We start from the raw sequence: 24,930 nt of genomic DNA on the forward strand, positions 1-24,930 counted from the left end.
GCGCTGCGGGCGGTGCTGTGCGACATGGACGGCACCCTGGTCGATTCCGAGAAGCTGTGGGACGTCGCGATGGACGCGCTCTACGACCGCCTCGGCGGGGTGCTGACCCCGGAAGTCCGGGCGTCCACGGTCGGCGGGTGTGCCGAGGACACCATGCGGATCGTCTACGACGACCTGGGGCTGCCGCTCGATCCGGCGGCCATGGCGGCCTCGGCGCGCTGGCTGCACGATTTCACCGGTGAACTGTTCGACGCGGGCCTGCCCTGGTGCGACGGCGCCCGGGAGTTGCTCGAGGAGCTGGCCGGTGCGGGGATGCCGACGGCCTTGGTGACCAACACCCCGCGGATGCTGGCCGAGCGGGCGCTGGGCAGCATCGGCCGGCACTATTTCGCGGCGGTGGTCTGTGGTGACGAGGTGCCCGCGGGCAAGCCGGCGCCGGATCCCTATCTGCGTGCCGCTCAGCTGCTGGACACCGATCCGCGCTGGTGTTTGGCCGTGGAGGACTCGCCGACGGGTGCCGCCGCGGCCGAGGCGGCCGGGTGCGCGGTGCTGGTCGTGCCCAACGCGCTACCGGTGCCGGCCGGCGCTCGACGCCACCAGGTGGCGTCCCTGACCGGGCTCGGGTTGGCGGACCTGCACGAAATCTGCGCCCAGCTGGCCGCGTCGTCAGCTCGCGAGCGTGCGTGTCTGCACGTCGACACGCCGTAAAAGCGGTGCATCTGTGCACGCTCGCGGCGGTAGCCGAAGGCCCGCCTAGCGAAACTGCCGTGACCGCCCCTGACCGGACATGAAACAATCCCTGCTCGTGAAGACCTTCGAGGAGCTGTTCGCCGAGCTCGGCGAGCGTGCCGCGACCCGGCCGGCCGGCAGCGGCACCGTGGCGGCGCTGGACGCCGGTGTACACACGATCGGCAAGAAGATCCTGGAGGAGGCCGGTGAGGTGTGGCTGGCCGCCGAGCACCAGTCCGATGAAGACCTGGCCGAGGAGATCAGCCAGCTGATGTATTGGACCCAGGTGCTGATGATCTCGCGCGGGCTGACGCTGTCCGACGTCTACGGAAAGCTGTGAGCATGTTGCGTGTTGCGGTCCCCAACAAGGGGGCGCTCAGTGAAGCTGCCGCGGCAATGCTGTCGGAGGCCGGCTACCGCAGCCGCACCGACGCCAAGGATCTGACGGTCATCGACCCGGCCAACAAGGTCGAGTTCTTCTTCCTGCGGCCCAAGGACATCGCCATCTACGTCGGGTCCGGCGAGCTGGACTTCGGGATCACCGGACGGGATCTGGCGGCCGAGTCCGGGGCGCCGGTGGCCGAGCGGCTGGCACTGGGCTTCGGCTACTCGCGATTCCGTTACGCCGCCCCGGCCGGGCGGGACTGGGTCGCCGCGGACCTGGCCGGCAAGCGCATCGCCACCGCTTACCCGAACCTGGTCCGCAAGGACCTGGCCGGCAAGGGCATCGAGGCCACCGTCATCCGGCTCGACGGGGCGGTGGAGATCTCCATCCAGTTGGGGGTGGCCGACGCGATCGCCGATGTGGTGGGCTCCGGGCGCACCCTGCGCCAGCACGGTCTGGTGGCTTTCGGTGAGTCGCTGTGCGACTCCGAAGCGGTGTTGATCGAGGGCGCCACGTCCAATGGCCGCAGCGCCGAGACCGCTGCCGCCCGTGACCAACTCGCCGCCCGGGTGCAGGGCGTGGTGTTCGGTCAGCAGTACCTGATGCTCGACTACGACTGTCCGCGTGGCGTGCTCGAGCAGGCCGTCGCGATCACCCCGGGCCTGGAGTCGCCGACCATCGCGCCGCTGGCCGACCCGGAGTGGGCCGCGGTGCGCGCGCTGGTGCCACGACGCGAGGTCAACGCGATCATGGACGAGTTGGCCGCGATCGGCGCGAAGGCCATCCTCGCCTCGGACATCAGATTCTGCCGATTTTGATCAGTTCCGGTAGCTGAGCCTTTGCCGTGTTAGCGTCCGGTGGTCGGCTCGACTGGCCCGGGAGGTAGTGGTGACGCATTTCATCGTGCTGGTGCTCGCGCTGTTCATCGGTGCCGTTGCCGGGCTGCGCGCGTTTACCGCGCCGGCCGTAATGGCCTGGGCCGCCGTCCTGCAGTGGATCAACTTGAACGGGACGTGGGTCGAGTGGCTGACCCATCCGGCGACCGTCACCATCTTGACGTTGCTGGCGATCGGTGAATTCGTCACCGATCAACTGCCCAGCACGCCGGCGCGCACCGTGCCCATGCAGTTCGGCGCGCGGATCGTGCTGGGCGGGTTCGCCGGTGCGGTGCTCGGCACGGCCTGGAACTACACCTGGACGGCACTCGGTGCGGGCATCATCGGTGCGGTGATCGGCACCCTGGTGGGTTTCGCCATGCGTCAGCGCCTGGTCGCCGCGAACGGCGGCCACGACCTGCCGATCGCACTGGTGGAGGACGTCATCGCGGTGCTGGGCGGTCTGGCGATCGCCGCGTTGACCGCGGTGGTCTGAACCTTCTCAGCGCCGCTGCACCAGCAGTGCCTGCGCTGACGTCCCGAAGAATCCGTCGTCGTCGAACAACTCGGCGGTGGTGACGCCCACCCCATCGGGTCCGATGGAGGCGCGGGCTCGCAACCCGAAATCCGCTCCGGTCGGCAGCCGGTGCAGGTGCACCACGGTGTCGGTGTTCATGAACATGTACTCGCCCACATCCAGTGCGGCGCCGACGCCGTTCGCGGAGTCGACCACCATGGCCAACCGCTGCAGGGCGGTGGTCGGCTCACTGTCCACCAGGTGCACCTGCGGACTCAACCACGCGACCGCGGTGCCGTCAGGCGCATCCGGCTGGACCCGCCAGCGCACCGAATGGGCGTAACCGCTGGCCTGCGCGAACCACTCCGGCGGCGGTAGCGACGGCCCGCTGATCAGGGGCGCGTGCCGGTCGGAGGACACCGCGGTGGTGTCGGAGGTGGCCAGCGCCCAGGCGCTCAGCCGCGCCACCGGCCGGTCGTCGTCGCAGGTGAACATCTCGGCTTCCAGCAGAGCGATCCGCCGGCCGGGCCGCTGCACCCGGGCCGAAACCCGCACTGGGGCCACCGGTATCGCCCCCAGGATGTCCAGGCTCAACCGGGCGATCCGCTGATCCGATCCGTCGAGCAACTGCTCGACCTCGCGGGTCAGCAGCGCCAGCGGGGGAGAGCCGTGCTGCAGCTGGCCCCAGTTGCTGCGGGTCAGGTCGGTGGATTCATAGATGATGCCGCCGGAACCCTCCGCGCGCCGGTAGTAGCTGCCGGTCATGCCGCGCTGTCGGCCGGCCAGCCGGGGTAGGGCGGCGGGGTCCCCCCGAACGACGGACACAGCGCGCGGTGCGCGCACCAGTCGCACAGGCGTGACGGCTGCGGGCGGAAATCGCCAGTGGCACCGGCCGTTTGGATGGCCTGCCAGATCGCGATCAAGGTCTTCTCGAAACGCAGCAACTCGGCGTGCTCGGGGGAGTAGTCCAGCAGCTGTCCGTCGGCCAGATAGATCAGCCGCAACCGGGCGGGCATCACGCCGCGGGACCGCAGCAGGGCCACCGCATAGAACTTCATCTGGAACAGCGCCTTCGATTCGGCGGCCTCGGACAGCCTCCCGGTCGCCGACGGCGCCCGGCCGGTCTTGTAGTCGACCACCCGCAGTTCGCCGGTCGCGGAGACGTCGATGCGGTCGACGAAACCGCGTAGCAGGGTGCCGTCGGCTAGCTCGACCTCGACCCGCTGCTCACAGCTCTGCGGGTCGAAACGGCGGGGATCCTCCAGCCGGTAGTAACCGGCCAGCAGCTTGCGTGCCTCGGCCATGAGCCGCTCGGCGTCCAGCCCCGAGCCCACGTCCGGGGAGGTGCTGATCAGGTGCTCCCAGGCCGGGACCACCAGCTCCCGGGCGGTCTCGGGGTCACGCTGGGGTGCGGGCAGCGCGTAGAGCCGCTCCAGTGCGCCGTGGACGACCGAGCCGCGCAGTTGCGCTGCTGACGGCGGTTCCGGGAGCCGGTCAATGGCCCGGAATCGGTACAGCAGCGGACACTGTTTGAAATCGGCCGCCCGCGACGGGGATAACGCAGGCTTGCTCATACTCGGGAACCCTACGGGCATGCACTGACAACCCCGCTCGCACACGCTGCGTAGGGTGGACGGCTGTGTCCGAATCCGGGATTTTTCAGGCGGGCGATCGGGCCCAGTTCACCGACGCCAAGGGGCGCCGCTACACCACGGTGCTGGTCCCCGGCGGTGACTTCCACACCCACCGCGGGGCCATTCCGCATGACGAGGTGATCGGGCTGCCCGACGGCAGCGTGGTCAAGTCCGCCAATGGCGACCCGTTCCTGGTGCTGCGGCCGCTGCTGGTCGACTACGTGATGTCGATGCCGCGCGGCGCCCAGGTGATCTACCCGAAGGACTCCGCGCAGATCATCCACGAGGGCGACATCTTTCCCGGGGCGCGGGTGCTCGAGGCCGGCGCCGGGTCGGGGGCCCTGACACTGTCGCTGCTGCGGGCAGTGGGGCCCGAAGGCAAGGTGATCTCCTACGAGCTGCGCGACGACCATGCCGTGCACGCCCGCGCCAACGTCGAGACCTTCCTGGGGCACCAGCCCGACAACTGGCAGTTGGTGATGGGCGATGTGGCCGACTGCGACCTGCCCGACGGGTCGATCGATCGGGTGGTGCTGGACATGCTGGCGCCCTGGGACGTGCTGGGCACCGTCTCGCGGGTCCTGGTTCCCGGCGGCGTGCTGGTGATCTACGTCGCCACGGTCACGCAGTTGTCCCAGGTGAACGAGGCGCTGCGTGAGCAGCAGTGCTGGACCGAGCCGCGGTCCTGGGAGACCATGCAGCGCGGCTGGAACGTCGTCGGCTTAGCGGTGCGGCCCCAGCACGCGATGCGTGGCCACACCGCATTTTTGGTCTGCGCGCGCCGGCTGGCACCGGACACCGTCACCCCGACTCGGTTGGGGCGCAAGCGGGGACCCGCCTAACTGCGAGGCCTCAGTCGTCGCTGCGGCTCAACCCGCGGCGCACCGACAGCAGCTCGATCTCTGGCCGGTCGGCCACCAGCCGCTCGGCCGCGTCCAGGATCTGCACCAGATGCCCGCGGTCGCCGGAGACCGCCGACACCCCAATTCCACTGCGCCGGTGCAGATCCGGCGAACCCGTCTCAGCGGCAGACACATCGAACTTGCGACGTAACTCCGCGACGATCGGTCGCACCACCGAGCGCTTCTGCTTGAGCGAGTGCACGTCACCGAGCAGCAGATCGAATTCGAGCCAGCCGATCCACATCGTTAGGGCGCCGGCGGTGCCGGCTCAGTGCTGCTGGTCTTGGCGTTGCCGAACGCCAGCAGGCTCTTGGCGGTGGCCTGCGACAGCTGCCAGTCGCCGTGATTGGGGGTGAACTCCATCGGGAAGAAGAACGTGCCGGTGGCGGGATTGGCCGTGTTGACCGTGACGTCGGCGGTCACGTTGCCTGGGGAGCGGTCTGACCAGCCGAGTGCGGCGGCTTCGAGGCTCAGCGGCAGATAGCCGCCGTCTTTGAGTGCGGTGGCGAACTTGTCGATGGTTGCGGCGTCGGCGGGTTTGGCGCCCTCGATGAGTGCCAGCTTGTCTGCGCCGGGCACCTCGGGGTCCGACAGCCGGTACAGCACGTCGGTCAATGCCTCGGGTGCCGGCAAGGCCGACGACGGCACCTGGACAGGAACCGTCGTCGACGTCACCGGAACCTCGGCCACCGGCTCCGCCGGCTGGTGGCCGCTACAGCCCGACAGCAGCACCGTTGCCGCCGCGAGCGCGGCGGCAACGGTGCTGCGATGCCGGTACATCAGATCTGTGATCAGTTCGACGTCAGCTGCGACAACGACAACAGCGAGGACCGGGAGAGCTTCCAGCCACCCTGGTCGACGAATGTGAGATTCACCGAGTGCGGCTCCAGCTTCGGCCCCGACGCGGTGACGTCTGCGCTGGCCGCTCCGGGTCCGGCCGGTACGACGTTGGACACGCTGATCGACAGCGGGAGGGCGCCCTTCTTGAGCGCCTTCTGCAGCCGGTGGTCGATGGCACCGGTCTCGACCGGGCCCAGGCCGCCCTCGACGAGGTCGGACTTGCCGGCGGCGGGGACACCGGGGTCGGCCAGCGTGTTGAGCACGCTGGCCAGCTGCTCGGGGGCCGGTACGGCGGCAGCCGGGTCCAACGGCAGCGGCGCGAAGAACACCGTCGTGGGTGCCTCGGCGGCGGCAGGCGCCGGCGTTGCCAGGTAGCTCACAGTTGAAACGGCCGCGCTGATGGCCGCGACGGCTGCCATCCCCGTGGCGAGGGATTTCACGTTCATTCGGATCCTTTCTAGGCCCGGTTGGTCACCCGATTTGAGAGCGAGGCTAGCAGCGGAGCCGGTGTGTCGGATTGCCACAGAGCACGCGAATGCACAATGGCCGGTAGCGTTGAGGTATCCGTCGCTTCAACTTCCAGTTCGGGAAAGGAGCGCACCATGAGCAACATGGAAGATTCGCCGCGTCCTGAGACATTCGACGCGTCCGGGGGGCCGGGCACGCCCGGTGATGACTTCGCCGAGTTGGAAGAACTACGCCGCGAAGCCGCGGTGTTGCGCGCGCAGCTCGACAACACCCCGCAGGACACCACTCGCGTGGGCCGCGACGTGCGCCAGCTCGAAGCGCATATTGACTCACTGACCGCGCGAAACTCCAAGCTGATGGACACCCTCAAAGAGGCGCGTCAGCAGTTGTTGGCGTTGCGTGAGGAGGTCGATCGACTCGGTCAGCCGCCGAGCGGTTACGGCGTGCTGTTGGGCAGTCACGAGGACGACACCGTCGACGTGTTCACCTCGGGGCGCCGGATGCGGCTGAACATCTCGCCCAACATCGACGTAGCAACCCTTCGGAAGGGCCAGACGGTCCGCCTCAACGAGGCGCTGACGGTCGTCGAGGCCGGCAATTTCGAGTCGGTCGGCGAAATATCCACGTTGCGCGAAATTCTGTCCGACGGGCACCGGGCGTTGGTGGTGGGCCACGCCGATGAGGAGCGCATCGTCTGGCTGGCCGAGCCGCTGGTCGCCGCGGATCTTCCCGAGAGCAACCCCGACGCGCTGTCGGATGACCGGCGTCCCCGCAAGCTGCGCCCCGGTGACTCGCTGCTGGTCGACACCAAGGCCGGCTACGCCTTCGAGCGCATCCCCAAGGCCGAGGTTGAGGACCTGGTGCTCGAGGAGGTGCCCGACGTCAGCTACGGCGACATCGGCGGCCTGACTCGCCAGATCGAGCAGATCCGCGACGCGGTGGAGCTGCCGTTCCTGCACAAGGACCTCTACCGCGAATATGCGCTGCGTCCGCCCAAAGGTGTGCTGCTCTATGGCCCGCCCGGCTGCGGTAAGACGCTGATCGCCAAGGCGGTGGCGAACTCGCTGGCCAAGAAGATGGCCGAGGTGCGCGGCGACGACGCCCATGAGGCCAAGTCGTACTTCCTCAACATCAAGGGTCCCGAGCTGCTGAACAAGTTCGTGGGTGAGACCGAACGCCACATCCGGCTGATCTTCCAGCGGGCGCGGGAGAAGGCCTCCGAGGGCACCCCGGTGATCGTGTTCTTCGACGAGATGGACTCGATCTTCCGCACCCGCGGCACCGGGGTCTCCTCGGACGTGGAGACCACCGTCGTGCCGCAGCTGCTGAGCGAGATCGACGGCGTGGAGGGGCTGGAGAACGTCATCGTGATCGGCGCCTCCAACCGCGAGGACATGATCGACCCGGCGATCCTGCGGCCCGGCCGCCTGGACGTCAAGATCAAGATCGAGCGCCCGGATGCCGAAGCCGCGCAAGACATTTTCTCGAAGTACCTGGTCGAGACGCTGCCGGTGCACGCCGACGACCTCGCCGAGTTCGGCGGGGACCGCGCGGCCTGCATCAAGGCGATGATCGAGAAGGTCGTCGACCGGATGTACGCCGAGATCGACGACAACCGGTTCCTGGAGGTCACCTACGCCAACGGTGACAAAGAGGTCATGTACTTCAAGGACTTCAACTCCGGGGCGATGATCCAGAACGTGGTCGACCGGGCGAAGAAGAACGCCATCAAGTCGGTTTTGGAGACCGGCCAGCCGGGTCTGCGCATCCAGCACCTGCTGGACTCGATCGTCGACGAGTTCGCCGAGAACGAGGACCTGCCCAACACCACCAACCCCGATGACTGGGCGCGGATCTCGGGCAAGAAGGGCGAGCGGATCGTCTACATCCGCACCCTGGTCACCGGCAAGAGCTCCAGCGCTAGCCGGGCCATCGACACCGAGTCCAACCTGGGCCAGTACCTGTAGTCGGAGCTATCCGAACCGTTCGGTGGCGACTCTGGTCGCGCCGATGGCCGCATACGAGCCGGTGAGACCGACCATGGTCACGGCCGCGCGCAGCGGCAGGTCGCGGCGTGCGAGGTGGCCGATGCCGTTGATGGTGTCGATGGCGTCCACCATTAGCGAGAGCCGCTTCCAACGGTGGCGTTCCGCGGTGCCGCTGGTGAGATAGCCCAGGCCCATCGCAAATGCTCGGACACCGTAGATCCTGGTCATGTAGGTGAGTTCTGCCGACGGCGTGACCCCGACGAGCTTGGCGAATTGCCTCGGTGCGCCCAGTGAGAGCGCGGCAAGGATCATCCGACCGATGGCCATCGCGTTCAATGCGCTGTTCAGATTCTTCGTCACCGGCAGGTCCACACCGGCAGCCGTGTCGGTTGTTGCCATACGAGCCTCCTCCGCCTGTCCGCTTGGATAACTGACTGACCGTCAGTCATATACGGTAGGGTGGAATTTCCGCGGCTGTCAATCGTGTCCGGCACCGTCCACGGCGGTACCGACTCGGGAAAGGACGACGCAGTGGCGCAGCAAGGGTCTGGGCGTCGGCGCACGACGCTGCCGGCGGCGGAACGGGAAAGCCAATTGCTCGAGGTGGCCCGCGGTCTGCTGTTGGCGGACGGGCCTACCGAGCTGACGGTGGACAAGGTCACCGCCGCGGCCCAGGTCGCCAAGGGCACGTTCTACCTGTACTTCGAGTCCAAGGATCACCTGCTGGCCCGGTTATGGGCCGACTACCTCGATACCTTTCTGGACACCGTGCAGGAGCAGCTCGCCGCCGCGCGGCCCTCGGCGCCCGGTTGGCCGGCAGCGCTCGATGCGCTGATCGAGCAGATGATCCGCTACGACATGGCCAACGCCGCCCTACACCGAGCGGTGTTCTCCCAGGCGTCCGGCGACGGGCTGCGCCGATTGCGCCAATCCGACGTCAAAGTCGTCACGCTGCTCGCCGACTCCGTTGCGGCGGCCGTGGCCGCTGGAGTGGCCACGGTAGCCGATCCGCCCACCACCGCCGCGCTGTTGTACTACGCCGTCGACGGCCTGCTGAACGCCGCGTACCTGGCGGACGCTGAGCCCGACGAAGCCGCCGTCATCGCCGCGGCCAAGGAGATGGTCCACCGGACCTTGGGTACCGCCAAAGCGACGGTGACGCCGGGGAGTTAGGGCCCTCGCCTAGGCTCTAGCCATGCAGCGGATCATCGGGACCGAAGTCGAATACGGCATCGCTTCGCCATCAGATCCCACCGCGAACCCGATCCTCACCTCTACCCAGGCGGTGCTGGCCTACGCCGCAGCCGCGGGCATTCCGCGCGCCAAGCGCACCCGCTGGGACTACGAGGTGGAATCGCCGTTGCGCGATGCCCGCGGTTTCGACCTGAGCCGCTCAAGCGGCCCGCCGCCGATCATCGACGCCGACGAGGTCGGCGCGGCCAACATGATCCTCACCAACGGGGCCCGGCTCTACGTCGATCACGCCCACCCCGAATACTCCGCGCCCGAAGTCACCGATCCGCTGGATGCGGTCATCTGGGACAAGGCCGGCGAGCGGGTGATGGAGGCCGCGGCGCGCTACGTGGCCAGCGTCCCTGGCGCGGCCAAGCTGCAGCTGTACAAGAACAACATCGACAACAAGGGCGCCTCCTACGGCACCCACGAGAACTACCTGATGAGCCGGCAGACGCCGTTCTCGGCGATCATCGCCGGTCTGACCCCGTTTCTGGTGTCTCGGCAGGTGGTCACCGGTTCCGGGCGGGTCGGTTTGGGTGCCGCGGGCGACGAGCCGGGTTTCCAGCTCTCCCAGCGCGCCGACTACATCGAGGTCGAAGTCGGCCTGGAGACCACGCTCAAACGCGGCATCATCAACACCCGCGACGAGCCGCACGCCGACGCCGACAAGTACCGCCGGCTGCACGTGATCATCGGCGACGCCAACCTCGCCGAAACGTCGACCTATCTGAAGGTGGGCACCACCGCGCTGGTCCTCGACCTGATCGAGGAGGGCGCCGAGCACGGGATCGACCTGAGCGATCTGGTCTTGGCCCGGCCGGTGCGCGCGGTGCACGTCATCAGCCGGGACCCGACCCTGCGGGCCACCGTCGCACTGGCCGACGGCCGCGAGATGACCGGCCTTGCGCTGCAACGGATCTACCTCGAGCGGGTGGCCAAGCTGGTGGAGAGTCGCGATCCGGATCCGCGTGCCACCGACATCATCGAGACCTGGGCCCGGGTGCTCGACCAGCTCGAGCGTGACCCGATGGAGTGCGCCGACCTGCTGGACTGGCCGGCCAAGCTGCGGCTACTGGAGGGCTTCCGGCAGCGGGAGAACCTGAGCTGGTCGGCGCCTCGGCTGCACCTGATCGACTTGCAGTACTCCGACGTGCGGCTGGACAAGGGCCTGTACAACCGGCTGGTCGCCCGTGGCTCGATGCGCCGTCTGATCACCGAGCAGCAGGTGCTGGCCGCCGTCGACAACCCGCCGACCGACACCCGGGCGTACTTCCGTGGCGAGTGCCTGCGCCGGTTCGGGGCCGACATTGCCGCCGCGAGCTGGGACTCGGTGATCTTCGACCTGGGCGGGGACTCGCTGGTGCGGATCCCCACCCTGGAGCCGCTGCGCGGCAGCAAGGCGCACGTCGGAGCTTTGCTGGACTCGGTGGACAGCGCCGCCGAACTGGTCCAACAACTCACCACATAGACCCCGAGCAACATCGGCGCCGACCGGTAGGGTGGAGAAACCGGCCGCGGTCATGCGCGGCCGATGAGATTCAGGAGGCAGCAATGGCTCAGGAGCAGACCAAGCGCGGCGGGGGCGGCGGAGACGACGACGATCTCACCGGCAGCACTGCGGCGGGCCAGGAACGCCGAGAGAAGCTCACCGAGGACACCGATGACCTGCTCGACGAGATCGACGACGTGCTGGAAGAGAACGCCGAGGACTTCGTGCGCGCGTACGTCCAAAAGGGCGGCCAGTGACCTGGTTGTCGCGTGATCGTCTGCCCCTCAACTCAGCAACCCCAGGAATCGCGCTCACCGGCGTAGGTCTGTCATCGTTTTCGGAGTTCCTGCGCCTGCAGGCACCGGAATTGTTGCCGACCGGCGCGGGCGCCGCGTACACCGGTGGGGTGGGTGACCAACTGCCGCACGGCACCACCATCGTCGCGTTGAAGTACCCGGGCGGGGTCCTCATCGCCGGTGACCGCCGTTCGACGCAGGGCAACATGATCGCCGGCCGCGACGTGCAGAAGGTGTACGTCACCGACGAGTACACCGCGACCGGCATTGCCGGCACCGCGGCGATCGCCGTCGAGTTTGCCCGGCTTTACGCGGTGGAGCTGGAGCACTACGAGAAGCTCGAAGGCGTCCCGCTGACGTTCGCCGGCAAGGTCAACCGATTGTCGACCATGGTGCGCGGCAACCTGGGGGCCGCGATGCAGGGCCTGGTGGCGTTGCCCCTGTTGGCCGGCTATGACATCGACGCCGATGACCCGCAGACCGCGGGGCGCATCGTGTCGTTCGACGCCGCCGGCGGCTGGAACGTCGAGAGCGAGGGCTACCAGGCGGTGGGCTCGGGCTCGCTGTTCGCCAAGTCGTCGATCAAGAAGCTCTACAACCAGATCACCGACGCCGACACCGCGCTGCGGGTCGCCATCGAGGCGCTCTATGACGCCGCCGATGACGACTCCGCCACCGGTGGTCCGGATCTGGTGCGGGGCATCTACCCGACCGCGGTCACCATCGACGCCGACGGCGCCGTGGACATCGCCGAGGAGCGGATCGCCGAACTGGCCCGTGTGGTGGTGGAGAGTCGAACTCGTGGTGGGGATTCGGGGTCGGAGACCAAGCGGGGTAAGAAATGAGCTTCCCGTACTTCATCTCGCCCGAGCAGGCGATGCGCGAGCGCAGCGAGCTCGCCCGCAAGGGCATTGCCCGCGGTCGCAGCGTGGTGGCGTTGGCCTACGCCGACGGCGTGTTGTTCGTCGCGGAAAACCCTTCGCGCTCACTGCAGAAGATCAGCGAACTCTACGACCGGGTGGGGTTCGCCGCGGCGGGTCGGATCAACGAGTTCGAGAATCTGCGCCGCGGCGGCATTCAGTTCGCCGACACCCGCGGCTACGCCTATGACCGCCGTGACGTCACTGCCCGCCAGCTGGCCAACGTCTACGCCCAGACCCTGGGCACCATCTTCACCGAGCAGGCCAAGCCCTACGAGGTGGAGTTGTGCGTGGCCGGCGTCGCCTACCAGGGCCAGACGAAAGCGCCTGAGCTGTACCGGGTCACCTACGATGGGTCGATCACCGATGAGCCGCACTTCGTGGTGATGGGCGGCACCACCGAGCCGGTCACCAACGCGCTCAAGGAGTCTTACGCGGAGAACGCGGAGCTGGCCGACGCGCTGCACATCGCGGTCAATGCACTCAAGCAGACCGATACCGGCAACGGCACCGAACCGCGCGAGCTGGGGCCGGGCACCTTGGAGGTGGCCATTCTGGACGCCAACCGGCCCAAGCGTGCGTTTCGGCGGATCAACCGTGCCGCGCTGGAATCACTGTTGCCGCAAGCAGGTTCGTTGGGGGAGACGTCAGACAACTCTCCAGGCTAGGTGGTGCGATGGCCAAGGAATACGGGGTCAAAGAGAAGGACCTGGTAGTCGCTCACATCATCGACCTGGTCCTGACCGGGAAGCTGCGCGGTGGTGACCGGATCGATCGCGACGCGATTGCCGCCGAGCTAGGAGTCAGCCGACTACCGGTGCATGAGGCGGTGGCCCAGCTTGAGCACGACGGGTTTGTGCGCACCCGCTACCGCCGCGGCGCGTTCGTCGAGCGCTTCGACGAAGCCGTGGTGCATGAGCATCATGAGTTGTACGGAATGTTGGTCGGTATGGCGTCGGCCCGGGCGGCGACCAACCCCACACCCCGCGTGCTCGCCGATCTCGCCGCAGCGATGCAGAGCATGCGAGACGCTCGGGGGCCGGCAGTCGGGGAGGCGGCTGTGGCGTACCGCAAGATTATCGTCGACGAGTACGCCGGCCCTCGGCTTCGAGCGGAAATCAGTGCTGCGCAAGGCCTTCTGCCGATCCGATTCTGGACGGACTACGACGATTACACCACTGAACTCATCGCCAGTTACGAGGCCGAGAATACGGCGATCCGCAACCGTGACCCCGATGCGGCCCGAGCCGCCTGTGTGGAGCGGTCGGAGTGGCACGTCAAGGTGGTGCTCGCCGAGCTGTCCATGCGTGGCGTGTTGAACAACGGCTGATCCCGACACACCGCGGTCGTCGGGCCCATGATGGACCCGACGACCGTGGTGTCTGGGCGTCGGCCTACCCCGCGGGTGCCGAGTGGGCGCCGGCGCCGCCCGTTCCGCCGGCGCCGCCGGCGGTCCCGGCAGACGCGGTACCGGACTGGCCGGGGCCGCCTGCAGTCTCGCCGGCAGCCCCGCCGTCGCCGCCGTTGCCTCCGGTGCCGCCATTGACGGCTCCCGCGCCGTTGCCGCCGTTGCCGCCGTGTCCGCCGGTGCCGCCGTCACCGCTGGTGGCGGGCTGACCACCGGCCAGGTAGCCGGTTCCGCCGGCCCCGCCGTTGCCGGCGTTGCCGCCATTGCCGGCGTGGCTAGGCCCGAGGCCGAGATCGTTGGCCGGGGTTTCCACGCCGCCGCTGGCACCGCCGGCCCCACCGTTGCCGCCGTTTCCACCCGTGGTCGCACCGGCACCGGCGTTACCGCCGGCTCCGCCGTTGCCGCCCGAGGCGGTTCCGGACCCGCCTGTACCGCCGCTACCGCCGTTGCCGCCGGCGCCTCCGGGCCCGAGCACGCTTCCGGTGTTGGAACTCCCGCCCCCGCCGTTGCCGCCGTTGCCGCCCACGCTGACCACACCGGCACCGGTGGCGCCATTGCCACCGGCACCACCGTCGCCGCCGGGTGCTCCGCCCGCAATAGCAAGCCCCCCATCGCCGCCGTTACCGCCGACGCTGTAGGTGCTGCCGCCGTGCTGCCAGCCGGTGCTGGTGCCGCCGTTGCCGCCGTTTCCGCCGCCCCAACCGCCGGCGCCGCCGTTACCACCGGTGTAGCTACCGGTTCCGCCGTTGCCGCCGTTGCCACCGGATCCGGCGGCGGTGGAGTAGCTGTCACCGCCGAGGCCACCGTCCCCGCCGACGGTCTTGACGCTTGCGTCCGCGCCGATTCCGTTGCCGCCGTTGCCACCGCTGCCGCCTACACCGTAGGCGTTGAAGCCGCCACCGCCGCCGTCGCCGCCGCGTCCGGCGGTGGCGTCCCCGCCGTCGCCGCCGTTGCCGCCATGGCTTGCCATGGCGTTGTTCTCGGAGGCGCCGCCGGCCCCGCCGTACCCGCCGGACCCGCCGTTGAGCCCGGTGCCGCCGTGGCCTCCGATACCGCCGTCGCCGCCGGTGCGGCCCGAACCGGCGTCCCCGCCGTAGCCGGCACTGCCGCCATTGCCGAGGTAGGTGCCGTCGGTGTCCCGGTAGGCGTTCCCGCCGTCACCACTGTTGCCGCCGTTTCCGCCGTTGCCGGTGCTGCCGGCCTGCCCGTACATCGGGCTGGTGTAGATGCTGGACCCGCGACCGCCGGCCGCTCCGCCGTTGCCGCCTTGGTTACCCCAGCTGCCGTTTCCGCCGTTGACGTGCTCGGCGGTGCCGGTGGCGCCGTTTCCGCCGGCTCCGGCATGGCCGCCGGTTCCGCCGTTTCCGCCGTTGCCGAACATGAAGCTGCTGCGGCCGCCGGCCCCGCCATTGCCGCCGGCGCCGCCGCCGGTGCCATTGCCGTCGCCGCCGCCCGTGAAGGTGCCTGCGGCGCCGGCTGTGCCGGCGGCGCCGATACCGCCGTCGCCACCGTTGCCGAAGAACCAGCCGGAGGCATTGCCACCGTTACCGGCGTTACCGCCGTTGCCACCGGCCTCGATCGCGACACCGCCGTTTCCGCCGGTTCCACCGTTGCCCATCCAGAGGCCGCCTGCGCCGCCGTCGCCGCCGTCGGCGCCCGCACCACCGTGGCCGCCCGTTCCGCCGTCGCCGAGCCAGCCGGCCGCGTTGCCGCCGTTACCGCCGGCCACGCCGGCTTCGGTGCTGTCCCAGCCGTTTCCACCATCGCCGAACCACAGGCCGCCGTTGCCGCCGTCGGGATTGGCCTCGGTGCCGTCGGCGCCGTCGCCGATCAGGTATTGGCCGGCGGCGGTGTTGATCCAGCCGTTGACCATCGACCCGAAGTCGCTGTTGATCCAGCCCTCCAGGGAAGCGTGGATCGGGTCGTAGAACCATTGATCCAGCGTGGTGGTCCAGTCAAAGGCGCCGACTTCGGCGGGGCCGGCGACCGACCATGCGGAGGGATCGAAAAGATCAGCGATCCAATCGAATTCATCGGCCTGGGCCGGCGGCGCCGTCAGTGGAGCGATGCCGAAGGCCAGGAACGCACCGACCGCGCTGGCGGCGCCGACTGCCCGGGAGGCCCGGCGGGAGTTGGTGTGGTGACTCATGTGTAGGGGATACCTCTCTACGAAGTGTGGGGTAAAAGCGTTTTGGGGTCAGAGGCCGAGGAGGTCGCCCAGCCAGCCGAACGCATCCGTTGCTGCAGCGGCGCCACCGTCATCGATGATGGGCAGTTCGGCCCCCGCCAGCGGCGGGGTGACCACCACCGGACCCTTGCCGTCCCAGCCCGAGCCGAGCAGGGCGCCGACGGTTTGGCCCCAGGCCTGCAACGCCGCGATCGGTCCGATGCCGGCACTGTTGAGATCGAGGGTTCCCAGTACCGGGACACCGCTGAATTCGATACCCACACTTTGGAAGAGCGAGCCACCGACCGCCGGCACGTCGGCGGCGACTTCACCACCGGGGCCCAGTACCTGGTAGCTCACCGCGGCTGTGCCGGTGGACAGCAGTCCGCCGAAGGCGAAGTCGAGGTGGTCCATGTTCATGCCGGCGGGGAAGTAGCCGGATGCGTTGATCATCGGCAGTAGGGCATCCAGGTTGAGGGTGGCGCCGTTGAAGAACGCGCCGCCCATGTTGGTCAGGATGTCGAAGGGGTTGTCGCCGTCGGTGATGCCGTTGAGCAGCGCCACCCAGGGGCTGATCATCGGGCCGATCATCCCCATCAACACCGCACTGGCGGGGGAGCCGAGGTAGTCGATGATCGGCATGATCGATTCCTTGTCCACATCCGCAGGGATGTAGCCGGCGACCTGGCCGAACATCAACTGATGGGTGCCATCCATCGTGTGGTTGAGCACCGTGGAGTGGGTCGCGTCGGTCTCGTTCTGCAGCGCCCACCCGGAGATCACCGCATTCAGATGCTTCTGAATCTCCTCGGTGACCTCGTTGATCGACCCGGCGCGGTCATTGGCCAACAGGTCCCAGTAACCCATCTGATTGGCCACGAACTGCTGCATCCCCACTCCGGGCGCCAAATACCAGTTGTTCAACATGGTGGTCACATTGGCCGATGTGGCATTAAGAACGTCGTCCCAGGCGCTGGCCAGCGCCACCGCGTGCGACTGGAGATCGAGGAAAGCCGGCATCGGCATAGGAGCCGGGGAAGCCGCAACAAGACTGGCTCCAACCAGTGCCACACCAGCGGTGGCATAGGGGCGAACGGTGGCGCGCAAGGGGAACTCCTTCAGGTATGTGATGCACAGCACGAGATCGACAAGCTGAACCTAGCTTAGAAATTGCTGTCTTGTATACGTGAATCTGAAACGTGTTCTAATCCGCAGGTCCGGGGTGCTGTCGCCGGACGGGGTACGTGCTGTCTGGGTTGGAAGATCCTGCTAGCGACCCGGCCATCGTTCCGATACGACGAGGTAGATCGTCTAATAATTGCGGTGGACGTTGGTCGTGTGGAGCGGGAAGCTAGGGCATCTTTCCGGCGGGCTGTGCGCACGTGGCCCGTTTGGCATGTATACGTGAGGAGCCATACCGGCAGGATTTAGGGTAGTTATCGCAGCATCCTGTCCAAAGCTCACAGGTTCTACTCATTAATGTGCGCGCGCCTTCGGGTGCCGCGAAAGCGACGTGTGGCCGCGGTCAGAGCCTTCGAACGCGTGTGTCACGATGCGGCTGCGCTAGGGTTTGGCGGAGAAAGTGTCGCTACGTCAGATAGTGGAGTTTTTGCAGGCTCGTATTGCCACACGTGGTCCGGGCGCTTTCGGTGATCCAACAAAGCGCCCTGCCGAGTTTTGCGAAAGTTCCAGGTGAGCACTCCATGCCCAAGAAGTACGGGGTCAAGGAAAAGGACCTGGTTGTCAATCACATTGTCGACCTAGTACTTGCCGGAGAGCTGCGCACGGGCGACCGCATCAACCGCGATGCGATCGCGGCCGCGCTGGGGGTCAGTCGGCTTCCGGTTCAGCAGGGCATCGACCAACTCGAGCACGACGGACTCTTGGCCAGCCGTTATCACCGCGGTGTGTTTGTTGAGCGGTTCGATGAGGCGGCCGTTCTCGAACAGCACGAGCTGCACGGTGTGCTCAATGGGATCGCCTCGGCGCGTGCGGCGACGAATCCGACACCGCGGGTGCTCGCCGAACTCGACGCGGCGTTGCGGACATTGCGAGCCAGTAAGGAGCCCAAGGCGTTTCAAGAGGCGGCGTATGCGTACCGGCGCATCATCGTCGAGGAGTATGCGGGTCCCCGGCTGCAGGCGGCGATCGTCGCGGCACGCGTCTTCGCGCCGCGCGGATTCTGGGGGAGCTATCCCCGCGGCAATGAGGAGTTCGTGCACACCTACGAAGCCGAGACCGCGGCAATCCGCGGCCAGGATCCCGAGGCCGCGCGGGCCGCGAACATGGAGCGGGCGGACTTGCGGGCGAAGGTGGTGATCGCGGAGTTGACCTCGCGAGGTGTGCTGGACGACGCGTCGGCCAACTGACGTGCAGACGCTGGTATCCCCCAAAACCGAAGTTTTGGGGGATACCAGCGTCTTGTCGTCGGCCTAGCCGGGCTGCCCGTCGTTGCCGGCGGTGCCGGGTTGTCCAGCGGGATTTCCGTTGCCGCCAGTGCCCGCGGCGCCACCGGTACCGGCCGCCCCGCCTGCTCCGGCGGTGCCATTGCTGCCGCCGGTGCTGGTGCCGCCCGCGCCTCCGGCCGCGCCATTGCCGCCGTTGCCGCCGTCGCCGCCGTTGCCGCCGGGCAAGGTGTTGCCTTCGGAGTCGGTGCCCCCGTTGCCGCCGTTATTGCCGGCGCCACCGGTTCCGCCCTTTCCACCGGTTCCGCCGTTGCCGCCGTTACCGGAGGCTGCGTTGCCACCGGCGCCGCCCTTGCCGCCGTTTCCGGCGTCCCCGCCGTTGCCGCCGTTGCCGCCGGCTGCGTGCGGGGGGTTGGCGGCGGGTCCGCCCGTGTAGCCGTTACCGCCGGCTCCGCCCGCTCCACCGTTGCCGCCGTTGACGGTGCCTTGAGCGTTGCCACCGCCGCCGCCGGCCCCGCCGTCGCCGCCAGCACCGACGGTGCCGCCGCCGCCGGCTCCGCCGTTGCCGCCATTGCCCGCGTGGCTGGCACCGGCGCCATAGAGATTGCCGCCAGGCATGGCAACACCGCCGCTGTTCCCGCCGGTGCCGCCCGCTCCGCCGTTGCCGGCGGTGCCGCCCGTGCCGCCGGTGAGGGGTACCGCCGCGGTTCCGCCGGCGCCGCCGTTGCCGCCGTTGCCGCCGGTTGCGGTGCCGGAGCCGCCAGCACCGCCGGCTCCACCGTTGCCGGCGGCAATCCCACCGGAGGCACCGCCGCCGTTGCCGCCGTTGCCGCCGTTGCCGCCGATGCTGACCACGCCGGCACCGGTGAGGCCGTTGGCGCCAGTACCTCCGGCGCCGCCCTGGCCCGCGGCCGTGGTGGCGTCGCCGGCTCCGCCGTTGCCGCCGTTGCCGCCGTTGCCGCCCTTGCTGTAGAGGGTGCCCGTTCCGTCATTCCAGCCCGTGCTGGTGCCGCCGTTGCCGCCGGCCCCGCCGGCCCCACCGGCGTTGCCACTGTTACCGCCGTTGCCGCCGTTGCCACCGGCGTAGGTGCCGGTACCACCGTTGCCGCCGGCCCCACTGCCGCCGCTGCCGAAGGCCGAGCCACCGGCGCCGCCGTTTCCACCGATGGTCTTGACGGTGGCGTCGTTGGTGGCGCCGTTGCCGCCGTTGCCGCCGTTTCCGCTGGCGAGTCCACCCGCATAGGCGCGGCCGCCGTTGCCGCCGTTGCCGGCCTTACCGGTGGTGGCGTCGCCGCCGTTGCCGCCGTTGCCGCCGTTGCCGGGCAGCGCGTCGTTGGTGGAGGCACGACCGCCGTTGCCGCCGGCCCCGCCGTTTCCACCGTTGAGGCCGGTGCCGCCGGCACCGCCGTCGCCGCCGCGACCACCGTCGCCTACCCCGCCCAGGAGGTTCCCGCCGCCGTACCCGCCGGCGCCGCCGTTGCCGCCGTTACCGAGGTAGTCGCCGTTGCCATCTTGGTACGCGTTGCCGCCATCCCCGCCGAGGCCGCCGGCACCGCCGACCCCGACCTGGCCGGCGCTGCCGTACATCGGGCTGGTGTAGATGCTGGAGCCACGCCCGCCGCCGAGACCGCCGGAACCAGTGGAGGACGTCCCAGCGCCGTTGCCACCGTTGCCACCGTTGACGTGGTCAACGGTTCCCGCGGCACCGTCGCCGCCAGCACCGTTGTTGCCGCCGGCACCGCCGTTGCCGCCGTTGCCAAACATGAAGCTGCTGCGTCCGCCGTTGCCACCATTGCCGCCGAGCCCGCCGTTGCCGCCGTTGCCGTTGCCGCCGTTGGCCCAGGTGCCGGCGGCACCGTCGACGCCGTTGCCCCCGGCGCCACCGTTGCCACCGTTGCCGAAGAACCATCCGGACGCGTCGCCGCCGAGTCCGCCATTGCCGCCGATGCTGTCGGTATCCAGTGCAGCGCCGCCGTTGCCGCCGTTGCCACCGAAGCCCATCCAGATCCCGCCGGCCCCGCCGTCACCACCGTTGGCTCCGATGCCGCCATCACCACCGGTCCCGCCGTCCCCGAGCCAGCCGGCCGCATTGCCGCCGTTGCCGCCTGCGACCCCGGCCTCGGTGCTGTCCCAGCCGTCGCCGCCGTCGCCGAACCACAGGCCGCCGTTACCGCCGTCGGGGTTCTCGGCGGTGCCGTCGATGCCGTTGCCGATCAGGTATTGCCCGGCCGCGGTGTTGATCCAGCCGTTGACCAACTCACCGAAGTCACTGGTGATCCAGGCCTGCAGACCGTCATGAATGGGGTCGTAGAACCACTGATCGATCGTGCTGGTCCAGTCGAAGGCACCTACCTCGGCCGGTTGGGCAGCCAGCCACGCAGAAGAGTCGAAAAGATCGGTGATCCAATCGAATTCGTCGGCCTGTGCCGGGGGTGCCACAGTCAGGGGGGTCATGCCGAATGCCAGGAATGCGCCGACCGCACTGGCGGTGCCGACCGCCCGGGATGCGCGGCGTGCATTGATGTGGTGACTCATGTGCAGGGATACCTCTCTAAAAGAATGGGGGTAACGGGTTTTGGAGCTCAGAGCCCGAGCAGGTCGCCGAGCCAGCCGAATGCGTCGGTGGCCGCACCGGAGCCGCCGTCATCTAGAGCCTCGGTGGGTAGCAGCGGCAGCTCAGCGCCGGCAAGCGGCGGAGTGACTACCACCGGGCCCTTGCCGTCCCAGCCCGAGCCCAGCAGGGCGCCGACGGTCTGTCCCCAGGCCTGCCAGGCAGCGATCGGCCCGATGGCGGCACTGTTCAGGTCTAGGCTGCCGATCACCGGGACCCCGCTGAATTCGAGGCCCACGCTTTGGAACAGCGAGCCACCGACCGACGGCACTTCGGCCGCGATTTCACCGCCCGGGCCCAGCACCTGGTAGCTCACCGCGGCCGCACCCGTAGAGAGCAAACCAGCGAAGGCAAAGTCCAGATGGTCCATGTTCATTCCGGCCGGGAAATAACCGGAAGCGTTGATCATCGGCAACAGCGCGTCCAGGTTCAGCGTGGCGCCGTTGAAGAACGCGCCGCCCATATTGGCCAGGATGTCGAACGGGTTGTCACCATCGGTGATGCCGTTGAGCAACGCGATCCACGGGCTGATCATCGGCCCGATCGACGCCATGAGCAGTGCACTGGCCGGGGAGCCCAGGTAGTCGATGATCGGCATGATCGAGTCCTTGTCCACATCCGGCGGGATGTAGCCGGCGATCTGGCCGAACATCAACTGGTGCGTGCCGTCCATGGTGTGGTTGAGCACCGTGGCCCGGGTTTCGTCGGTGGCGTTCTGCAGCGCCCAGCCGGAGATCACCGCATTCAAGTGCAGCTGAATCTGCTCGTTTACCCAGTTCGTGGCGCCGGCCGGGTCATTGAGCAACCGGTCGGCGTAGTCCAGCTGGTTGGCCACGAACTGCTGCATCCCTACCCCGGGGGCCAGGTAGTAGTTGTTCAGCATCGCAGTCAGATTGGCCGATGTCGCATTGAAAATGTCCTGCCACGCGCTGGCCAGTTGCACCGAGGAGGACTCGGTCTTGAGCAGAGCGGGCAGTGGGGCGGCCGCCGGTGTCACCGCGACAAGACTGGCCCCCACCAGTGCCACACCTGCGGTGGCGTAGGGGCGAACTGTGGCGTGCAAAGGGGTCTCCTTCAGGTATCTGGGGCACAGCGCGACATGGAACGGGACGACAGTAGCTGAGAGTTGGATGATTTGTATACAAAAAATCAGAACAGGTTCCACCGGCGCGAAGTTATCGCTGGTAACGGGTCTGCGAGACGGTCTCCCGTTGCATGCCCGGTGGGTAAGTATCCAGCGAATGCGCAGGTATTACAGTTTTCCCTTCGACCGTCGGCGGCTAGTTCGCGTGGCGTCGAGCGTGCGCGGTCTGCGCTGGAACGGCCACGATAGTATGAATGCAAATAGTGTCTAAGTAGCTTCATCTGAGGCTCGCGCACCCCAAAAACACGCCGGTGTCGTACTAGGGTCTCAGCATTTGGACGGGTTTCTACGAACTCGGACTACAGTCAGATGCGGGCGCTGGAAAACTACCGGGACCGCGCCGCGGCAGATAGATTTGGGTTTCATGGCGCTCGTGGACCGCAACACCTGTCCGGGTGCATGAGCGCGGTCATCAAGCGACTGCGTGACATCCGCGCAACCGATATCGCGTTCAGTGGCGGCAAGGGCGCCAACCTCGGCGAACTGCTGGCGGCCGGGCTGCCCGTACCCGACGGATTCGTCATCGGCGTCCCGGGGCATGCGGTCCCAGCGGACGACCTACGCGAGGCGATCGTCGCGAACTACCAAGCCATGGGCGATGACGTCGCCGTAGCGGTGCGCTCCTCGGCTGTGTCCGAGGACGGCGACAGTGCCTCGCATGCGGGAATCTACGAGACGGTTCTCAACGTACGGGGCATGACGCAACTGCTTGCCGCCGTGGACCATTGCTGGACGTCGACCTCGTCTTCGCGGGCTCGCCGATACCGTGAAGCGCGGGGGCTGGAGCTCGATGTCGACATGGCTGTCGTCGTTCAGCAGCAGATCGATCCGGCCTGTGGAGGCGTCGCCTTCACCGCGGACCCGCTGAGCGGCCGTACCGACCGGGTGGTCATCGAGTTTGCGCACGGACATGGCGGAAACGTGACCGATGGCTTGGTGACGCCCCAGCGCACGGTGGTGGACAAGAGCGGCTTGCGTATCGTCGATGCCGGGATATCGGCGCAGAGCTATCCGTTGTCCGACAATCAGATTCGAAACATTGCCGACTGTGCAGTGCGGATTGAGCGGTGGTATGGCGGCCCGCAGGACATCGAGTGGGTCGTTGATGAACAAGGTCAGATCTGGGTTCTGCAGGCGCGGCCGGTCACCGGGGCCGACGTGGTGGCGGCCCAGGCGAGAAGCGTCGAGCTATATGACCCGCCGCGAGCTCCCGAAAGTCGTTGGACCCGAGTGAATATCGCTGAAGCCGTGCCCGGCGTGCCGACGCCGCTCTCCTGGTCGATGTGGAGTGTGGGGCTCACCGAGGCGCAGCGACAAACGCAAACCCGCCTCGGCGTAGTGACACAACGGGAGAGTCGGCAGGGGCAGTTGATGACCCTCGCGCGGGGCTGGCCGGTGCTGTCGGTCGACTTGCTGCTGAGCCAAGTCGCTCGGATCCCCGGCGTGGATCCGAGCGCGTTCGGCCAGCAGCTTCTCGGCGAATCGGTCCACATCGACGCGGCACCGACACGTGCGCGGGTCGCGACGGCATGCCGGATGGCCTTCCGTGCCCCGGTCACCCTTGCGTTGCTGAATCGGCGCCTGCGAGCCGTCAGTGCGACTTCACGGCAAGCGTGGCAGCGGGATGCGTGGCGACCGGCCGACGATCCTCTGGCACTGCTGGTCGAGGCCGCCACGCGCTTCGGGGAAACCCTGACCATTCACACCATGCAGACTTACCTGTGCCAAAGCCTGTACCAGGCAGTCGAGCGGGTGGCCGGCGACCGGGCGATCGACCTGCTCTCCGGCGATGGTGACCTCCCCGAAGCGCAGCTGGCCAGGGATCTTGGTCTGCTTTCCGGCGGCGCGATCGCGCTCGACCAGTTCCTTCGCGAGCACGGATTCCACGGACCCGACGAGGGCGAGATCGCAGCCGCGTCGTGGCGGCAGAACCCGGAGCCGGTGCTGCGGGCAGCACGCGCGTGGGCCGATGGCGGCGGTGTGCGTGATCCCCGTGTCGCGTTGGACCGCCGTCGCGATGAACGACGTCAGGCAGAGTCGGAGCTGCGCGCCCTGCTGCCGCGCGCGCTGCGCGGTCCTGTTGCCCGCGTGATTGCCATGGCGCGCCGAGCCTTGGTCGGTCGGGAGATCGGAAAGACCGCCTTCCTGCAGGATCTAGATGTTGCTCGCCACGCGGTGTCGTTCATGGATGCGGACGCGGTCTGGCGCACCCTCGACGAACTCCGGGGGAGCGCAGCGCTGTCTTCGGCAGATGTCCTTGCCCGCCAACGGGTTCGGTCGCGATTCGCCACGCAGGAGCCCCCGTTGTCGTTTGCCGGCGATCCGGGCAACCCGCCGGCCGCGGTCGGGGGGCAGGCACTCATCACCGGTGCCGCGGCGAGCCCGGGCCGTGCCCGGGGACGGGCGCGGGTGGTGACCGATCCCAGCGCGTCCGTCGACCTCGGCGCTGGCGATGTGCTGATCGCGCGGACCACAGATCCGTCGTGGGTGGTGCGGTTCATGGCGGTGGCCGGGATGGCCATCGATGTGGGCGGCACGTTGTCCCACGCCGCGATCATCGCCCGCGAACTGGGCATACCGTGCGTGATCGGCACGGGCAACGGCACCCAGGTCATCCCCGACGGGGCGTGGGTGGACATCGATGGCTCGCAGGGGACCGTGCGAATCCTCGATGAGCCGCCTATCGGTCGATCCGGAAGCGTTTGATGCGCGCGCCCGCGCCGGACGCGAGTTCGACCCGGCTGCGCGGAACGCCGAAATGCTCGGCCAGAACTCGGATGACGGCGGCGTTGGCCTTGCCGTCGACGGCCTGCTCCCGCACGTAGACCGTGAGTTGCCCATCGTCGTCGGTCTCCACCAGCGGGCCTTTGCGGCTGCCCGGCTTGACCTTGACGACGACGGTTTCTGCCATCGCGG

Annotated in this window: 25 protein-coding genes; 14 read left to right on the top strand and 11 right to left on the bottom strand. The window is 68.2% G+C overall.

Annotation, left to right across the window (positions count from 1 at the left end; all coding sequences use genetic code 11):
* Positions 1 to 3 precede the first annotated feature (3 nt).
* The 4 genes from ACKY0X_RS09260 (at position 4) to ACKY0X_RS09275 (ending at position 2,485) form a co-directional block, all read left to right on the top strand.
* Positions 4 to 708 carry an HAD family hydrolase gene (locus ACKY0X_RS09260; RefSeq protein ID WP_409429566.1) on the top strand — a complete coding sequence of 235 codons (705 nt, stop codon included), beginning with the start codon at positions 4 to 6 and terminating at the stop codon, positions 706 to 708.
* A 79-nt stretch (positions 709 to 787) separates the two neighbouring features.
* On the top strand, positions 788 to 1,069 hold the full coding sequence (locus tag ACKY0X_RS09265) for a phosphoribosyl-ATP diphosphatase (RefSeq protein WP_046284100.1): 282 nt from the start codon (positions 788 to 790) through the stop codon (positions 1,067 to 1,069).
* A 2-nt stretch (positions 1,070 to 1,071) separates the two neighbouring features.
* The gene (gene hisG / locus ACKY0X_RS09270; RefSeq protein WP_409429190.1) at positions 1,072 to 1,932 is read left to right on the top strand and encodes an ATP phosphoribosyltransferase; all 861 of its coding nucleotides are present in this window, start codon (positions 1,072 to 1,074) and stop codon (positions 1,930 to 1,932) included.
* Positions 1,933 to 2,002: 70 nt separating this feature from the next.
* On the top strand, positions 2,003 to 2,485 hold the full coding sequence (locus tag ACKY0X_RS09275) for a DUF4126 family protein (RefSeq protein ID WP_409429191.1): 483 nt from the start codon (positions 2,003 to 2,005) through the stop codon (positions 2,483 to 2,485).
* Between the two features lie 6 nt (positions 2,486 to 2,491).
* Here ACKY0X_RS09275 and ACKY0X_RS09280 read toward each other — a convergent pair whose 3' ends face one another.
* Both ACKY0X_RS09280 and ACKY0X_RS09285 read right to left on the bottom strand, forming a co-directional pair.
* Entirely contained in the window at positions 2,492 to 3,271 is a 780-nt protein-coding gene (locus ACKY0X_RS09280) for a thioesterase family protein (RefSeq protein ID WP_409429192.1), read from the bottom strand.
* Positions 3,268 to 4,101 (bottom strand): RecB family exonuclease, encoded by an 834-nt coding sequence (locus ACKY0X_RS09285; protein WP_409429193.1) that lies wholly within the window; start codon positions 4,099 to 4,101, stop codon positions 3,268 to 3,270. Before ACKY0X_RS09285 ends, ACKY0X_RS09280 begins: the two co-directional genes overlap by 4 nt.
* A gap of 44 nt (positions 4,102 to 4,145) precedes the next feature.
* Here ACKY0X_RS09285 and ACKY0X_RS09290 point away from each other — a divergent pair, with 44 nt between their 5' ends.
* Positions 4,146 to 4,982 carry a tRNA (adenine-N1)-methyltransferase gene (locus ACKY0X_RS09290; RefSeq protein WP_409429194.1) on the top strand — a complete coding sequence of 279 codons (837 nt, stop codon included), beginning with the start codon at positions 4,146 to 4,148 and terminating at the stop codon, positions 4,980 to 4,982.
* Positions 4,983 to 4,992: 10 nt separating this feature from the next.
* Here ACKY0X_RS09290 and ACKY0X_RS09295 read toward each other — a convergent pair whose 3' ends face one another.
* From ACKY0X_RS09295 to ACKY0X_RS09305, 3 genes are read right to left on the bottom strand one after another with little or no spacing between them, the layout of a single operon-like run.
* A complete protein-coding gene (locus ACKY0X_RS09295) occupies positions 4,993 to 5,286 on the bottom strand; it encodes a DUF503 domain-containing protein (protein ID WP_409429195.1) in 294 nt (97 codons plus the stop codon).
* A gap of 2 nt (positions 5,287 to 5,288) precedes the next feature.
* Positions 5,289 to 5,822, bottom strand: coding sequence for a hypothetical protein (locus tag ACKY0X_RS09300; protein WP_409429196.1), 534 nt, complete (start codon positions 5,820 to 5,822; stop codon positions 5,289 to 5,291).
* An 11-nt stretch (positions 5,823 to 5,833) separates the two neighbouring features.
* Positions 5,834 to 6,328, bottom strand: a complete 495-nt coding sequence (locus ACKY0X_RS09305) for a hypothetical protein (RefSeq protein ID WP_064889992.1) — start codon at positions 6,326 to 6,328, stop codon at positions 5,834 to 5,836.
* A gap of 165 nt (positions 6,329 to 6,493) precedes the next feature.
* Between ACKY0X_RS09305 and arc the strand changes: the two genes are divergently transcribed.
* Entirely contained in the window at positions 6,494 to 8,317 is a 1,824-nt protein-coding gene (gene arc, locus ACKY0X_RS09310; RefSeq protein WP_046284116.1) for a proteasome ATPase, read from the top strand.
* Between the two features lie 6 nt (positions 8,318 to 8,323).
* Here arc and ACKY0X_RS09315 read toward each other — a convergent pair whose 3' ends face one another.
* Complete coding sequence (locus ACKY0X_RS09315; protein ID WP_409429197.1) at positions 8,324 to 8,737, bottom strand: hypothetical protein; 414 nt, start codon at positions 8,735 to 8,737, stop codon at positions 8,324 to 8,326.
* A gap of 84 nt (positions 8,738 to 8,821) precedes the next feature.
* Here ACKY0X_RS09315 and ACKY0X_RS09320 point away from each other — a divergent pair, with 84 nt between their 5' ends.
* From ACKY0X_RS09320 to ACKY0X_RS09345, 6 genes are all read left to right on the top strand, one after another.
* Entirely contained in the window at positions 8,822 to 9,511 is a 690-nt protein-coding gene (locus ACKY0X_RS09320; protein ID WP_409429198.1) for a TetR/AcrR family transcriptional regulator, read from the top strand.
* Positions 9,512 to 9,533: 22 nt separating this feature from the next.
* Positions 9,534 to 11,042 (top strand): depupylase/deamidase Dop, encoded by a 1,509-nt coding sequence (dop, locus tag ACKY0X_RS09325; protein WP_409429199.1) that lies wholly within the window; start codon positions 9,534 to 9,536, stop codon positions 11,040 to 11,042.
* 83 nt (positions 11,043 to 11,125) lie between these two features.
* Complete coding sequence (locus ACKY0X_RS09330; RefSeq protein ID WP_024441366.1) at positions 11,126 to 11,320, top strand: ubiquitin-like protein Pup; 195 nt, start codon at positions 11,126 to 11,128, stop codon at positions 11,318 to 11,320.
* Positions 11,317 to 12,204, top strand: a complete 888-nt coding sequence (gene prcB / locus ACKY0X_RS09335; protein WP_409429200.1) for a proteasome subunit beta — start codon at positions 11,317 to 11,319, stop codon at positions 12,202 to 12,204. The genes ACKY0X_RS09330 and prcB overlap by 4 nt, the downstream gene beginning before the upstream one ends.
* The gene (gene prcA / locus ACKY0X_RS09340) at positions 12,201 to 12,947 is read left to right on the top strand and encodes a proteasome subunit alpha (protein WP_409429201.1); all 747 of its coding nucleotides are present in this window, start codon (positions 12,201 to 12,203) and stop codon (positions 12,945 to 12,947) included. The genes prcB and prcA overlap by 4 nt, the downstream gene beginning before the upstream one ends.
* 8 nt (positions 12,948 to 12,955) lie before the next feature.
* Positions 12,956 to 13,609 carry a GntR family transcriptional regulator gene (locus tag ACKY0X_RS09345; protein WP_409429202.1) on the top strand — a complete coding sequence of 218 codons (654 nt, stop codon included), beginning with the start codon at positions 12,956 to 12,958 and terminating at the stop codon, positions 13,607 to 13,609.
* Between the two features lie 64 nt (positions 13,610 to 13,673).
* On the opposite strand, the gene ACKY0X_RS09350 is transcribed toward ACKY0X_RS09345, so the two are convergent.
* A complete protein-coding gene (locus tag ACKY0X_RS09350; protein WP_409429203.1) occupies positions 13,674 to 15,836 on the bottom strand; it encodes a PGRS repeat-containing protein in 2,163 nt (720 codons plus the stop codon).
* A gap of 48 nt (positions 15,837 to 15,884) precedes the next feature.
* Positions 15,885 to 16,961: an outer membrane porin GjpA gene (gene gjpA, locus ACKY0X_RS09355; protein WP_409429204.1), complete on the bottom strand. Its 1,077-nt coding sequence runs from the start codon at positions 16,959 to 16,961 to the stop codon at positions 15,885 to 15,887.
* A gap of 596 nt (positions 16,962 to 17,557) precedes the next feature.
* Between gjpA (ACKY0X_RS09355) and ACKY0X_RS09360 the strand changes: the two genes are divergently transcribed.
* Positions 17,558 to 18,223, top strand: a complete 666-nt coding sequence (locus ACKY0X_RS09360) for a GntR family transcriptional regulator (RefSeq protein WP_409429205.1) — start codon at positions 17,558 to 17,560, stop codon at positions 18,221 to 18,223.
* 63 nt (positions 18,224 to 18,286) lie between these two features.
* Here the strand turns inward: ACKY0X_RS09360 and ACKY0X_RS09365 are convergent, their stop codons facing one another.
* Together ACKY0X_RS09365 and gjpA (ACKY0X_RS09370) are read right to left on the bottom strand one after the other, a co-directional pair.
* On the bottom strand, positions 18,287 to 20,794 hold the full coding sequence (locus ACKY0X_RS09365) for a PGRS repeat-containing protein (protein ID WP_409429206.1): 2,508 nt from the start codon (positions 20,792 to 20,794) through the stop codon (positions 18,287 to 18,289).
* Positions 20,795 to 20,841: 47 nt separating this feature from the next.
* Complete coding sequence (gene gjpA / locus ACKY0X_RS09370) at positions 20,842 to 21,933, bottom strand: outer membrane porin GjpA (RefSeq protein WP_409429207.1); 1,092 nt, start codon at positions 21,931 to 21,933, stop codon at positions 20,842 to 20,844.
* 480 nt (positions 21,934 to 22,413) lie between these two features.
* On the opposite strand from gjpA (ACKY0X_RS09370), the gene ACKY0X_RS09375 reads away from it, so the two are divergent.
* Entirely contained in the window at positions 22,414 to 24,720 is a 2,307-nt protein-coding gene (locus ACKY0X_RS09375) for a PEP/pyruvate-binding domain-containing protein (protein WP_409429208.1), read from the top strand.
* Here the strand turns inward: ACKY0X_RS09375 and ACKY0X_RS09380 are convergent.
* On the bottom strand, positions 24,695 to 24,925 hold the full coding sequence (locus tag ACKY0X_RS09380) for a DUF167 domain-containing protein (RefSeq protein ID WP_409429209.1): 231 nt from the start codon (positions 24,923 to 24,925) through the stop codon (positions 24,695 to 24,697). The two genes, ACKY0X_RS09375 and ACKY0X_RS09380, sit on opposite strands and share 26 nt — an antisense overlap.
* Positions 24,926 to 24,930: the final 5 nt, after the last annotated feature.

The sequence above is a fragment of the Mycobacterium sp. SMC-11 genome, assembly GCF_046250095.1.
Classification (GTDB): domain Bacteria; phylum Actinomycetota; class Actinomycetes; order Mycobacteriales; family Mycobacteriaceae; genus Mycobacterium; species Mycobacterium heraklionense_A.

Excerpts from the sequence above, each read along its gene's own strand:
- ACKY0X_RS09265 (WP_046284100.1), top strand. The coding sequence starts at position 788 with ATGAAACAATCCCTGCTCGTGAAGACCTTCGAGGAGCTGTTCGCCGAG.
- ACKY0X_RS09305 (WP_064889992.1), bottom strand. The coding sequence starts at position 6,328 with ATGAACGTGAAATCCCTCGCCACGGGGATGGCAGCCGTCGCGGCCATC.
- ACKY0X_RS09380 (WP_409429209.1), bottom strand. The coding sequence starts at position 24,925 with ATGGCAGAAACCGTCGTCGTCAAGGTCAAGCCGGGCAGCCGCAAAGGC.
- ACKY0X_RS09365 (WP_409429206.1), bottom strand. The coding sequence starts at position 20,794 with ATGAGTCACCACATCAATGCACGCCGCGCATCCCGGGCGGTCGGCACC.
- ACKY0X_RS09375 (WP_409429208.1), top strand. The coding sequence starts at position 22,414 with ATGAGCGCGGTCATCAAGCGACTGCGTGACATCCGCGCAACCGATATC.
- ACKY0X_RS09330 (WP_024441366.1), top strand. The coding sequence starts at position 11,126 with ATGGCTCAGGAGCAGACCAAGCGCGGCGGGGGCGGCGGAGACGACGAC.
- hisG (WP_409429190.1), top strand. The coding sequence starts at position 1,072 with ATGTTGCGTGTTGCGGTCCCCAACAAGGGGGCGCTCAGTGAAGCTGCC.
- arc (WP_046284116.1), top strand. The coding sequence starts at position 6,494 with ATGGAAGATTCGCCGCGTCCTGAGACATTCGACGCGTCCGGGGGGCCG.
- ACKY0X_RS09350 (WP_409429203.1), bottom strand. The coding sequence starts at position 15,836 with ATGAGTCACCACACCAACTCCCGCCGGGCCTCCCGGGCAGTCGGCGCC.
- ACKY0X_RS09295 (WP_409429195.1), bottom strand. The coding sequence starts at position 5,286 with ATGTGGATCGGCTGGCTCGAATTCGATCTGCTGCTCGGTGACGTGCAC.
- ACKY0X_RS09315 (WP_409429197.1), bottom strand. The coding sequence starts at position 8,737 with ATGGCAACAACCGACACGGCTGCCGGTGTGGACCTGCCGGTGACGAAG.
- dop (WP_409429199.1), top strand. The coding sequence starts at position 9,534 with ATGCAGCGGATCATCGGGACCGAAGTCGAATACGGCATCGCTTCGCCA.
- prcA (WP_409429201.1), top strand. The coding sequence starts at position 12,201 with ATGAGCTTCCCGTACTTCATCTCGCCCGAGCAGGCGATGCGCGAGCGC.
- ACKY0X_RS09300 (WP_409429196.1), bottom strand. The coding sequence starts at position 5,822 with ATGTACCGGCATCGCAGCACCGTTGCCGCCGCGCTCGCGGCGGCAACG.
- ACKY0X_RS09360 (WP_409429205.1), top strand. The coding sequence starts at position 17,558 with ATGCCCAAGAAGTACGGGGTCAAGGAAAAGGACCTGGTTGTCAATCAC.
- ACKY0X_RS09345 (WP_409429202.1), top strand. The coding sequence starts at position 12,956 with ATGGCCAAGGAATACGGGGTCAAAGAGAAGGACCTGGTAGTCGCTCAC.
- ACKY0X_RS09285 (WP_409429193.1), bottom strand. The coding sequence starts at position 4,101 with ATGCCCGTAGGGTTCCCGAGTATGAGCAAGCCTGCGTTATCCCCGTCG.
- ACKY0X_RS09280 (WP_409429192.1), bottom strand. The coding sequence starts at position 3,271 with ATGACCGGCAGCTACTACCGGCGCGCGGAGGGTTCCGGCGGCATCATC.